9 protein-coding genes are annotated in these 13,170 nt (G+C 33.0%); all 9 read left to right on the top strand.

Features of this window, described 5'->3' with window-relative positions:
* A partial coding sequence (locus QZL64_RS00185; protein ID WP_296309042.1) for a hypothetical protein occupies positions 1-424 on the top strand: 424 nt, incomplete at its 5' end.
* Between the two features lies 1 nt (position 425).
* Positions 426-659, top strand: coding sequence for a hypothetical protein (locus tag QZL64_RS00180; protein ID WP_021840044.1), 234 nt, complete (start codon positions 426-428; stop codon positions 657-659).
* Complete coding sequence (locus QZL64_RS00175; protein WP_021840043.1) at positions 649-1,293, top strand: hypothetical protein; 645 nt, start codon at positions 649-651, stop codon at positions 1,291-1,293. Before QZL64_RS00180 ends, QZL64_RS00175 begins: the two co-directional genes overlap by 11 nt.
* Positions 1,293-1,736: a hypothetical protein gene (locus QZL64_RS00170; RefSeq protein ID WP_021840042.1), complete on the top strand. Its 444-nt coding sequence runs from the start codon at positions 1,293-1,295 to the stop codon at positions 1,734-1,736. The genes QZL64_RS00175 and QZL64_RS00170 overlap by 1 nt, the downstream gene beginning before the upstream one ends.
* On the top strand, positions 1,733-2,716 hold the full coding sequence (locus tag QZL64_RS00165; protein ID WP_021840041.1) for a hypothetical protein: 984 nt from the start codon (positions 1,733-1,735) through the stop codon (positions 2,714-2,716). The genes QZL64_RS00170 and QZL64_RS00165 overlap by 4 nt, the downstream gene beginning before the upstream one ends.
* Positions 2,717-2,747: 31 nt before the next feature.
* A complete protein-coding gene (locus tag QZL64_RS00160) occupies positions 2,748-6,716 on the top strand; it encodes a hypothetical protein (RefSeq protein WP_021840040.1) in 3,969 nt (1,322 codons plus the stop codon).
* A gap of 1 nt (position 6,717) precedes the next feature.
* The gene (locus tag QZL64_RS00155) at positions 6,718-8,739 is read left to right on the top strand and encodes a hypothetical protein (RefSeq protein WP_021840039.1); all 2,022 of its coding nucleotides are present in this window, start codon (positions 6,718-6,720) and stop codon (positions 8,737-8,739) included.
* Between the two features lies 1 nt (position 8,740).
* Positions 8,741-10,654, top strand: a complete 1,914-nt coding sequence (locus QZL64_RS00150; protein ID WP_021840038.1) for a hypothetical protein — start codon at positions 8,741-8,743, stop codon at positions 10,652-10,654.
* A gap of 3 nt (positions 10,655-10,657) precedes the next feature.
* Positions 10,658-13,170 (top strand): hypothetical protein (locus QZL64_RS00145; RefSeq protein ID WP_296309039.1); only part of this gene is annotated, 2,513 nt, incomplete at its 3' end.

The raw sequence follows: 13,170 nt of genomic DNA, 5'->3' as shown, positions 1-13,170 counted from the left end.
TGATAAGATTATTTCGTCGAATTTTGTCATAGGTGATAATTGGACTGTAGTAGGAGATTGGAAGTTTATAGAGGATAAAAAAGATAGCGCCGGAATAGTTAAAAGTCGCTCATTGTTCGTATTTAATACAGCTTCTGGATTAATTATATATATAAATACAGGAAGTTCAGGAATGTCCATCAATGATACTAAGTCCTTAAAAGCTGTATGTTCTGACGGTCGCATATATCTTGACGATTGGTCAGAAGTAAAAAACACTCAGAAACAAGATGCTTCAGATATAGAAAAAGAATTAACTATTGGAAACAATGGATCTAATTTTACCAAAATAGCTTTCAAAAACCTTGGCATTTACAACCGTATTCTTTCCAAAGAAGATTGTATCAAGGCTTATAATTACTTACAAACACTAAAAGCGAAATAATATGAAATATGTAATAGTCACAACAGAATGGTGTTTAAATCACGGGATTATTGTCCCGGCAGAAGCACGTAAGTCATTAGATGGTACCAAAGTGATCTTTCATGAGGAAATGATCTCGCCTATTCTCAGAAGTGGAGAAACAATCAAATCTTATTTATGGGATAGCGAAGAACTTCATGAAATATTGAATAGTGAAGAATGGACTATTAAAGAAAATTTAAATTATGACATTTAATTCATTGAATACAATCATTGATGATATATTTCTCATACTTAGGGATAACAACATCTCTGAATCTGAGAATTTATCACGTATACAGGTAGAACAATGGATTCATCAATACAGGGCCTATCTAATCAAACAAGATTTGGATAAAGGTAGAGACATAAATGAATCGTATGTTCAAACAATAGGACCATTGCACATTTCTAAAGTACGTAATTGCCCTACAGATGGATACAATTATAAATCTGACGAGGAATTACCAAAGTTTATAGATTTACATTTTGGATCTGGATTAATTTGTGTAAAAGATTTAGATGGTAATTTGATTCAAGTTGGAACTGAAACCAAAGCAAAGTATCAAATTAATAGAAAATATACATGCAATGATTATATTGCATATCTTAAAGGAAATCATTTGTACATAGTGGGACCAGAACATCTAGAGTATGTAAAAATAGATGGGATTCTAGAAGATCCAACGTCAATTGGTGAATGTTTTGATAGGGATGATACACCATATCCTGTTCCTGCAAACATGATACCTACGATTAAAGATATGATCTTTAGTAAAGAATTAAATTTGATGTTACAAATGCCAAATGATACTACTAACAATAGTACAAATGATGTAAAAGTTCAATAATGGAGACGAAAGCTTATACAGGACACAATTTTTATGATTCATACTCTGAGTATGTGGAAGATAATCCACTATATCAAGTTGAATATAGAGTATTTAGAGACATAATAAACGATTACTTTAAATATCTTAGAGATGAGTTAATAGAAAACGGAAAAGAGGTTAAGTTACCTTGTAGAATGGGAACCATTCAAATAGTAAAACACAAACCTAAAGAGTATACTGGGAAAAGTCTTCGAATTGATTATGCTGAGAGTAAGAAAGCTGGTAAAATTATTTATCATTTAAATGAACATTCCAATTTCTATAAATATAGAGTATATTGGAATAAACAAAATATGATAACCCCAAATAAAACTAAATATCAATTAGTAATGACGAGGGATAATAAAAGGCATCTTGCTCAGATTATCAAAAATCATATTAGAGATTATAGAGAATTATGATTACAAAATTAACTTCAATTAAAACGGTAATTGCTAAGATAATTGCTGATCTAGATTTGAAAGAAGATGACATGAGAATAAGTGACATCAGATCTTGGTGTGGAGAAGCAATTGAAAAGATTGGTGCTGTTACACAATTTATTCCAAAAGTATCTGGTCAAGATGGTACTCCAATTACTAAATTGTGTGGGTATCAAGCATCATTACCATGTGATCTTCATCAATTGCATCAAGTTGCATACTCTTTTAATTGTGATGGACCTTGGTTTCCTATGAGGAAAGCTACAGGTTCATTTGCTGTTTGGGGACATGGCAAATGCTGTTGCAACTGTGACTGTTATGATGAACTTGGACACAAAAAGGAATGTAGACACAACAATTGTTGTGAACATTGCGATCCAAATATGATTGTACAAGAAGATACAATGGTAAATTTAGTAGTAGATATGATTGGTAACATTGATAAAACAGAGGCTTTAGAATTGTTAAACACCAATCAAAATTTACGTACAATCATTTCGAATCTTATAAATGAACGAACATACAATGATGGATTTAATACTGCAAATCCTAGTGGAGGGCTACAATATAGTATTAAACCTGGGTTTATAATGTGTAATGTTCCATCAGGTTACTTAAAACTATCCTATAGTGCAATACCTACTGATGAAGACGGATATACTTTAATACCAGATTTAACTTCTTATACTGAAGCTATATACTGGTATGTTACAATGAAACTGAAATACCCTGAGTATTTGAATGGTAAATTAAATAGAGAAGTATACTATGATATTAGAAGATCTTGGAATTTTTATAGAAATCAAGCATATGCTGAAGCATTGATGCCAAATGAAGATGGCATGGAATCTATTAAAAATAACTGGAATAAAATTGTTCCAGAATTTAGAGATCATAATACTTTTTATTCACATACTGGGGAAAGACAAATAATTTATAACGCAAATGAACGCTACTAGACAAACAAATACATTTGCTGGTGGGCTTAGCATGGATGTAGACTATTCTGTGTTAAAAGATAACCAGTACATATATGCAGAGAACATTCGGATATTAACGAATGAAGGATCTTCTTTTGCAGCAATACAGAACATAGAAGGGTTCTTAGCGTGTAGACCTTCTTCAAATTTGTCTGGTGAAACTATTATACACGTTACCACAGTAAGAGATTGGGCAATTGTTTTTACTAAGATTAATGGTACAAATAACAATAATATCTATAGAATTGATTTTTCTAGATCCCAAGAGGAACCAATTGTAACAAAAGTAGTAACTAATAGACCTTTAGATATAGAAGTATCATCTAGTAATGTAGCTGCAATTAGTAGTGTATGTAGATGGGAAGCAAGCAACAATGTAAAGGTGTACTGGGCAGATGGGCATGCTCAAATTAAAGTAATCAATGTGGATGATGATCACATATCTAGTAATTCATCTATTACTTCGGATACTATAGTAATGCTACCAAAGGCTACATTACCTCCATTTGAATTTAATGGATTTGGAACAGGTAGTTTAGAATCTGGAATGATACAGTACTGTTATCAATTGTTTAAAGTAAGAGGTACAGAGTCTGCAATATCTCCACTTACCCCTCTTTATCATTTGAGTGATGGAGATCAAAAAACTAATTACAATGCTGTAAAAGGAAGTTCTAAAGGACAAAATACTGGTAAGTCCATAAAGTTGCAAGTAAGAAATAATAGCACTGGATTTGATAGACTTAGAATAATCTCCTTATTCTATAAGGCAAAGAATGAAGTACCTGTAATATCCATAGTAGACGATATAGTTATTGGAACTGGTTCTGTAATAAACTATGAAGATAAAGGTGGTAGCTTAGTATCGGAATTAAGTATTGATGAATTTAATTCATTAGCCAATTACACATTTATACCTGAAGTAATAGAATCTAAAGATAATAGATTGTTTGCTGCTAATCTTACTGAGGAAACATGGGATGTAGAATATGATGCTAGAGCATTTAGAGCTAATTCTTCTGGTAATGTATTATTGCTATCTAACTCTGGTTCTTCGTTAAACTTTGCTCTATCAGCATTAACTACTACAAATATACCTAAAGACCACGATTGTATATGCCCATTTAATGTAGACGGCAGTGCATACAAATACACTACTTCTCCAACAGGAGGATACATACAAGGTGGAAAAGGCAAGAATGTATCATATAGATTCATTACTACAGATTTACTAGAAGATGCATCTACTACATCTAGAGGAATGATAAATGAAGAATTTACATTCAATGCTTCTTCAAGATCACTTACTAGTTTAGGTATTAACTATGAAGGTAACGATAAATCAAATACAATAAGTTTATCATCTGGTAACAAAATACCAAACTATTCTAATGCCGAAATAGAGTCCAAAGTAAAAGGATATATGAGGGATGAGATTTATAGATTTGGTATTGTACTATACAATAAACAAGGTTTAGCATCTCCTGTACATTGGATAGGTGATATAAGGATGCCATCTAATAAAGATTCTGGTTATAAGTTTTTTACTTCCAATGAGGCTAGTGATTATGGATCTAATTTATCAGTTATTACCAAACCACTTGGTATTGAGTTTGAAGTAAAGAATTTACCATCAGATGTAGTAAGATACGAGATAGTTAGATGTGAAAGAACATTGTCTGATAGAACTATATTAGCTCAAGGTGTAGTAAGTTGTATTACAAATTATGACAGAGATTCTAACATCTTAACGCCATTCCCATATCTAGCTTATTCAAATAAGCATGGTTACTATGCAAAGACTCATAACGATGGAGATTTTCAATATACTTTTAACTTATCAGATACACAATCTAACAATTATTTCATGTTCGTGTCTCCAGAGATAGCGATTAACAGAGAAAATGCAGATGCGTTAATTGATAAGTTTCAAACAGTTGAAAAGGTAGGGGTTATGACGTCTCCTATTACTGCGGATGGTGATTGGGGTATTACAGATGGTTCTCTAAAAGTATTAGCAAATGCTAGATCTATAAAGTATGACGGTTCCACAATAAAACCAACTAAATCATTAGGAGGTCAATCTAGTAATGGTTATGTGTCTAGTGGAGCAATAGTAATAAACAATGATGATTTTTATTCAGCATTGCTTGCTAAATACTATGGTTTATATGTTGAAAATGGTGTTCAATCTGCTGCAATAGAAAGTGCAAAATATGCAGGACCCAGTAGTCCTTGGTTAACAAATGGTGATCAACCTTGGTATAATGCTGAAGCAATTACTATTGGTGATAAAGTATATTATAACTGGGTGTGGGATAATATTAGAACTGCAGGAGACAGTGAAGTAGATAAGACTGACGCAAATAATGTTAGAAAATATGGTCCTCATGGAATATGTGCCATATTTAAGAGTGATAACATGGTTGCTAATATACCACTAGCTGTAAGTACTTCTAGTTACAGATATGTCAATGCAGTTGTTTTGTGTAATATAAAGCAAAGCGTAAATGCATATGGCGGTAATTCATACTCTGCTATACAGAACTCTGTATATATTACTACTGGTGCTAGCGCTGAATCTAGTGTTTCCACAGTACTGTGCTATGGTGGTGATACATATCTAAACATATTTGATTACAATAACTGTATGTTTAGTTATAACACAGATGATTATTATAACAATAAAGCAAATAGATTGTTCTTAGGGGCTTTCATACCATGTGAGTCAAGTGTTAATCTAGCATTAACCCATGCGGATTCATCTATAAATAGAACTTATCAAGCTGGTGATGGGTATGCTAACCACTTTGTAGAAGATGATATAATTACTGTTGGTGATTTATATACTCAGAACACTCCATCATATGCATACAATGATGCTTATTCTGCTCAACCTAATGCGAAAAAGTTTGTAGCTAAATCTATTTACAATATAGATAATCTATTAACAGATACTCGTATCATATCTTCAGAGCTTAAAACAAATAATGAAGTTACTGATTCATGGACAAAATTCAAGGTAGCCAATTATCTTGATGTAGATACTAGATTTGGACCAATTAATGATATGAAGTTGTTTAAAAACAATCTAGTATTCTGGCAAACAGACGCTTTTGGCACAGTTGCAGTGAATGAACGTTCTATTATAACTGATAATAACCCAGGTGCTCTTACTCTAGGTACTGGTGGTATACTAGACAGATATGACTACTTTACTACAATGAATGGTGAAAGTCCAAACCAGTTGAGAGCAAATACTCAATCAGATAGTACCGTATACTGGTATGATAGTAAACGTAATGAGATATGTGGGTTTAATGGTCAATTACAAACAGTATCTAAATTAAAAGGAGTTCAATCTTATTTGAATAAGAATAAAGACTTGTTTAAAAAAGATCCTATTGCAGTTTATGATAAGAAATATAATGAAGTTCTGTTTACTCTAGGAGATAAAACATTAGCGTTTAATGAACAACTAGGAGTATTTACTTCATTCTATAACTATAATCCAGACTATTACGCAGAGTTTAGTGATAAACTATATTTATTTAAATCATTGAAACTGTTTAAATATAATGGTGGTGAACAAGCTGATTTAGATTCTGACAAAGCAAAGGTATCTGAAATAGAATTTGTAGTTAACAAAGATTATCCACAAACCAAAACATTTGATAATGTTGAATATGGTGGTGATTTTACTACAGATACTAATTTTGATTTGATATTATTTACTACAAAAAGACAAACTAGTGAAACATTGACTAGTGAAGATATTGATTACAGAGAGGATACTTATAAATTTGCAATCCCTCGTAATTCTTTGAAGCTTAATGAAGTAGAACAACTGGCTAACAAATCATACAAAGATAGGATGAAAGGAAAATATCTTATCTGTAATTATAAGTATGATTGCAATGGTGGTAATAAATTTAAAGTGCCATACATTAGTACAGCTTATAGATACTCAATGATATAATATGAAAAAGAAAAATAACAAAAATACTATACCAGCATATGTGTTTGGCATGGATCAGTTGTCAAACTACCTTGGTGGAGCTAATGTATTTGGCTCTGCCATTTCTGGTTTATCAGAAGAAGGTTCAACAGGTGATATTGCAGGTAGTACTATTGGCAGTGCAGCTTCGTTAGCCGGTGCTGGTCTCACTGTAGGTGGTCCTATTGGTGCTGCTGTTGGTGGTGGATTAGGATTAGTGAGTGGACTTATTGGTTCAATTAAACGCAAGAAACAAATGCAAGCGTTAAGACGCAGAAAAGAAACTCTCAATAAAACTAAAATAGGTATGAATGCCGCAGCTGAAACTGAAGGAGAATATTGGGATGATAATGATCTTGCATATACATTCGAGAATGGTGGAATACTCCCAGACTTAGCTTACTTGGACAACAATGAAGTGGTTAGAGATGATTATGGAAATATTGTTCAAGTTCCAAATACTCAACCAGGTACAGATAATCATTTAGTTGATGCGTCTACTTTGGAATCTGTGTTATCTGACAAAATTAAAAGACCTGGTACAAAGAACACATTTGCTAAGGAAGGACAAATATTATCTAAGATGACGAAACCTAGCAAAGGCAAAGACAAGTTTGCTGAAAATACAAACAGATTAAATAAAATAAATGCTAATAAAGCTTACAATAAATTATTAGCAGAACAAGAAGCAGTTAAAGCTGCTAAAGGAGTTAAACCCAAAGTAAAAGGAATACCTGCATATGCAGATGGTAAGGGTAAAACTGTAGACGATGTTAGAAGTAAGATGAATGCGGATACATACGCTGCATATTCTGATTTCTTCGATGAACTCGGTACAGGATTAAATAAATTTGGTGAAGCATTGGGGTATTTTCCAAAACGCATATTTGGTCCTCTTATAAATAACAAGGGTATAACTGACGCTGTAAAATCTGCAAGAGATACAAAGCCTTCTGTCACTTCTACCAATTACACTGGTGACTCCAACGTTGGTAAAGTATTTAACAGAAGTACATCTATGAATCCTTTATCAATTGGCTCTCCTACTACTGGTGCTTGGTTTTCATATCCAACACAAATGATAGATGCAATCACATATGCAAACGATGAACCAACCGCTGTTGATATACCTCTTTTACCGATTGAATCTGAACCAACTTTAACAAACACGTACACAAATGCATCGAATAAACAAGTTACAAAAACCCCTAGTACTACTGGTTCTGTAACCACCAAACAGACAACCAAACCTAACATTACTAAAGCTACTACTCAAAGATTATCTGAACCAACAATACCACTAGTAAACACTAGTATGGCAATAGATTGGGAGGATATTGTTACTCCAGTAAATATACCAACGTCTGCAGATGAAGCTACTAAGAAACGTGCACTTGGTAAACCAAAAAGTGGTTATTCACCAGATTGGTTATCATTGGCTCCTACAGTGTATAATACTTTACAATCATTAAGAGGACCAGAAGAAGAACCATTAGTATTAAATCCATATGCTGGTGCAGTTAGAAGTACAATGGCTAGACGTAGAATGAATATTGAACCTGCAAGATTAGCTAACAGTAGATCAAGGGCCATTTCAAATTATAACTTAGCAAATATTAATGCTAATACTGGTGCTAATTTAGCAGCAAGAACTCAAGCTGCTGTTGATGAGTATGCTTCTAATGCAAACATGTACGCCACTAAACAAAATGCTGACAATGCTTACTTAGGAGAATACGCAAATACTCTTAATAATTTAGGACAACAATTTGTACAAAGTGAAAATATGTACAACGATCTTAATGCTAGAAACAGAGCTGCTGCTAGAAACTTTGGAGCAACTGCAACTAGTCAACTTGGTAAATGGTCTCAAGTAAATAGACAAATGCAAAATCAATACAATAGGGATCAAATGACACTACCATTCTTAGCTGATTTCTTAAGTCAAGGATTTACTAAAGAACAAGTGGATAATTTATTAACAAGAACTAGAAATAGAGTTTAATATGGTAAATAGATATGATAATCCTGCACAAGCAGAGTTCATAAATACATACGTTCCAATTCCATTTGAACAATTGTATACACTTGGGAAGCAGGCAAAAGAAAACGTAGATCAAGCATTAAAAGATTATTCAACAGCTTTGGATAAATGGGCTGAATTTCAATCTCCATCCGCTGCTGACACAAAAGCATACTATGATGAAACTTATGGTAGAGCTTTGCCTGTGGCTGAAGAATTGTCTAAAAACTTAGACATGATAAAAACCGCAGAAGGTAGATCTAAGATATATTCAGCAATAAACAATGTAGACAGAGCTAAATTAAGTATGCTTCGTCAAAGTGCTGAAGGTTTAAGAGAGAGACAAAAAGTAAATCAACGTCTAATGCTAGAAGGTAAATATAATCCCTTGTGGCACGATGTTGATTTTACTGGTTATAACACACTTACTTCAGGTATTTATAATGATGTATCTCCACTAGGTTATCAATCAATAAAAGATCTTACAGATAAATATGTAAATAATCTTAAAGATAGCTATTTGGGTAGATCCAATGGTTTTATTCATACTGGTGTAACTGGGGATCAAATTAAAAAAATATTGGATGAAAATAAAAGTGGTATACTATCTACTCCTGAGGCTCAAATGCATATGCAAGTGTACTTAAAACAGAACCCTGGAGCAACCGCTGAAGATGCTGCAAATGCTTTTATGGAAAGAGCATATATAGATAATCAAGAATACATTAGAAATAATATTACAGTAGACCCATATGCAATGCAAGCTTTGAAAGAACAACAAGCTTTAAGAGTTGCAGCTACACGAAAAGGAAAAAATGGTGAACAACCAACTGATTATCCAGATGCTTATACTAAATTGTATAATGACGCAGTAGTTCAAGAAAAGCGTCAAATGCAAAATAATCCAAATCTAACTAGAACAAGATCATTTATAGAAGGCCAAGCATCTATGATACAAACTTTAATGGATGCTGCTAATGCTCTAGAGTTAGGTGCTATTACTCCAGAAGAATACAACACTATGTATAAGGCATACCAAGAATCTGCATCAAAGAACTACAGTAATGAAGCTATGGCAAATGCTTATGCAGAGGATGTTAGGGATATGTTTGCTAAACAATCTGATATATTCCCAGCTGTTGGAGTAAAACAAGAAAAGTTACCACTGTACTATGATACTGCGTCCAGGGTGTTGAACGAACTTACTTATCCTACTTCAGGATTAGTTATGAACCGTTACAATAAAATAAAATCTTCTAAAGAAGTAGAAATTAACAGTAATGATGCTATAACTAATGGATTTACTATTCCAGATACTAATGGGTTAATATTGTCCACAGACTTTGTAAATAAAGTAATGAAGGTTCCTTCTATGAAATACACTGTTCAGGACAATTCAAGACTTAATAGAAACTTTGCAGAAGACCTAAAATCTGGAGTATTCCAAGATGTTATAAAGGTACCTAGAAACAAAATAATGGTAGGTGAATCCAATGGCCAACCACAATTATTTCAAAGGGTTAGTGTTAAGATACCTATTCAGTCTATAAGAAATGCTAACTATGATGTTGACAGTTTTAAAGAAATGGTTAATAAAACTATGGGTTTAACATCTGAAGTTGGTTTAAGTGTTAAGCCAATAAAAGGTGAAAGTGTGGAAGATGCGTGGGGTCACTCTGATACCAGAGGTGGTGCAGCTCTTACTGGAGAATACTTTACATTTGATGCAATGGAACCAATTGATCCACATGGTATGACAAGAATGACTTTTGATCAAGAAGTCAATAAAGAACATGGTGGGTCTAAACTACAAAATGATTTATATGATAGTTCATATAACGAATCATATTCTTCTGATATCGAACTTTATCAAACTATGCTTAATCTGTTACAATAATATATGGAAACATCTATATTAGACAAATACAATGCTGGTTTAACACCTTCTAAAACCAATGCTACTACTGCGGCTATACGACAAGTAAACGCCCAGCATTCCCCTTTAACAAAAATTAAAACAGGGTATGATCGTGAATTGGAACAAACTCCAATTGATGATTATGAAGAAATGTATCTATTGGACAAAGAAAATCCAGAGGAAACTCTTAAAGATAAGAGCTACTTAAAAGATGCATGGACCACTTTTATGAATAGTAGAGATCAAATCAATCTAATGTCGGAAAGAGCTAAATTAGCTAAGGATATAAATCCCGTATTAGATGATATTGATTATGAATTGAATTTTCTTAGTGATAAGCAAAAGCTTAAAAATCTTGAAAATACTATTCCTACTTTGGATGAGAATTCTGAAGAATACAAAAATGCAATATCTGAATATTTTCAACTTCAAAGAACATTAGCAGATAGACAAGAGCAATACGATAGCATCTTGTCTAAATATGGTGAAAAAGAGGGTGATAACATTGATGCGAGAATTGAATATCTAAGTAATTCTAGAAAATCGTGGGAAGAAGAAAGATCTAAAGTAAATGAAGAAATAAATAATATATATTCTAACTTACGAGATAGATCTGAAAATTATACACCGTCTTCTGAATTTAGAATAAAAGAACAAAGAGCTCAAGACAAACCTTGGTATTCTCCAGATTACTTTTTATATGCTGGTCCAGGTTTAATAGGTTCTTCTATGGCAACTGTTAATGGTTATATTGCAGATGCTTTAGCTACTGGAGCTTTATGGTTAGGTAGACATTATGCTACTACTGGAGCATTGAACGCTGTCCCTGGAATTGGTGCTGCATCTAATTTAATTGGGTGGGGTAGTGCAATTGCAGCTACTGCAGCTAGTGTTGCTGGTAATATATACAGTAGACATAGAGAATCTTTAGCTCAAGTATATGGTGCGTATAGATCTAGAATTGAAGATAGTTTAAAGGAACAAGGTATTGACATTAAACAATATGCTGAAATTGGTAGAAACCAGTTAAAACAACAAGACCCCAATATAGATGTTTCTAAGATCTCTGATGATGAGATAATAGATAGAGTTATATCTGGAGAGATAAACATAAATGATGCAACTCTAGCAAATGCTAAAAGATCTTTAAAAGATGGATTAGAAAGAGTTTATGATAACAACATGGCATTATCTGCTATGGATGTTGCTCAATCTGCTTTAGTATTTGCACCTCTTGGTAAAGCTATGGGTAAAATAATAACAGCTCCAATTAAAACTGCTTTAAACCCATTGTTAAAAACAGGTACGAAATTAAGCGAAGCTGCAGCAAGTAAATATAACAAACTTATAGACGCTTATACTGGGTTTAATGCTAGACTTGCATACAATTCCCCAGTAAAAAATGCTAGTCTGCAAGCTGCTAAAGCTTTAGGTAGACTAGGTTTTTCTGCTACTGGAGAAGCGTTTGAAGAAGCCAATCAAGATGTATTTGATTATGATTATATTTCTGGTAAGTATGATGGAAAGTCTAGCAGTATTTTTCAATCTTTAATGGGCTTAGCTGACGCCAATTATCGTACTGCAAAAATATTATCTGGTATAGATACTGAATCTGAATTAGCAAATGATCCACAATTTTGGAATGATGTAAAAGGGGGATTTGCATTAGGTTTGTACATGGGGGGACCTACGATTGCTTATCATTCTGGATTGAAAACTTACAAAGATATGACTGCCAATTCTTTTGTAAGAGACGTAGTTGCAGATCACATTGGTAAAAAAGATGCAATGATCAAAGCTATGTCATACTCTGAAATGGCAAATAAAAAGTTGAATTATCAACAAAATGTACTCGATGTACTTGAAAATTATAAGTATAATTTGCCAGAAGGTATTACTGAACAAGATTTAAATGATGAAATAGCTACTGCAAATAACATTTTCAGTTTATCTAAATCTAAAGTAAACCAAAATATTGGTAAGACTATTGGATACAATCCTGGAACTACTGAATATAATACTTTAATTGGATTGCAACACTTGGCTACAATAGATGCACAAGAAGCACTTGACAATGCCAATCAAGCACAAGAGGCAGACAATGCTTTCTATACTACTTTGGAAAATGATCAAATGTTAAATCATTATTCTCCAGAAGAGAAGCTTACTGCTGTTGCATTAACTAAGTTAAACATTCAAAAGCAAGCATTAGAACAATTAAAAACAGCACTCGAATCTAAGCCAGAAGAAAATCAACAAAAGTTTGGTATAACGAATGAGTCAAATGCTGTTGGTAAATCTATTTCAAAAGAAATACCTAATATATTAAAAGACATAGATGCTAAACTAAATCAATTATCAGAAGGTACTAGATTCAGTTCAAACTTCATAGCCACTCCAAATTTGGTTAACAAAGGTATTGATAGTTATGTCAACACAATGATTGCAAATCATGACCTTTTGGTAGCTGAGCATAAGATGAACGAAATATTCGG

Origin of the sequence: Veillonella sp. CAG:933 (assembly GCF_000431435.1) — a bacterium.
Classification (GTDB): Bacteria; Bacillota; Negativicutes; order Veillonellales; family Veillonellaceae; genus Veillonella_A.
The sequence above is the reverse complement of the archived record's forward strand: the minus strand, read 5'-3'. Positions and strand labels throughout refer to the sequence as shown.

Bases quoted from the DNA above. Each gene is read 5' to 3' on its own strand.
- QZL64_RS00180 (WP_021840044.1), top strand. From the start codon at position 426: ATGAAATATGTAATAGTCACAACAGAATGGTGTTTAAATCACGGGATT.
- QZL64_RS00175 (WP_021840043.1), top strand. From the start codon at position 649: ATGACATTTAATTCATTGAATACAATCATTGATGATATATTTCTCATA.
- QZL64_RS00170 (WP_021840042.1), top strand. From the start codon at position 1,293: ATGGAGACGAAAGCTTATACAGGACACAATTTTTATGATTCATACTCT.
- QZL64_RS00165 (WP_021840041.1), top strand. From the start codon at position 1,733: ATGATTACAAAATTAACTTCAATTAAAACGGTAATTGCTAAGATAATT.
- QZL64_RS00160 (WP_021840040.1), top strand. From the start codon at position 2,748: ATGGATGTAGACTATTCTGTGTTAAAAGATAACCAGTACATATATGCA.
- QZL64_RS00155 (WP_021840039.1), top strand. From the start codon at position 6,718: ATGAAAAAGAAAAATAACAAAAATACTATACCAGCATATGTGTTTGGC.
- QZL64_RS00150 (WP_021840038.1), top strand. From the start codon at position 8,741: ATGGTAAATAGATATGATAATCCTGCACAAGCAGAGTTCATAAATACA.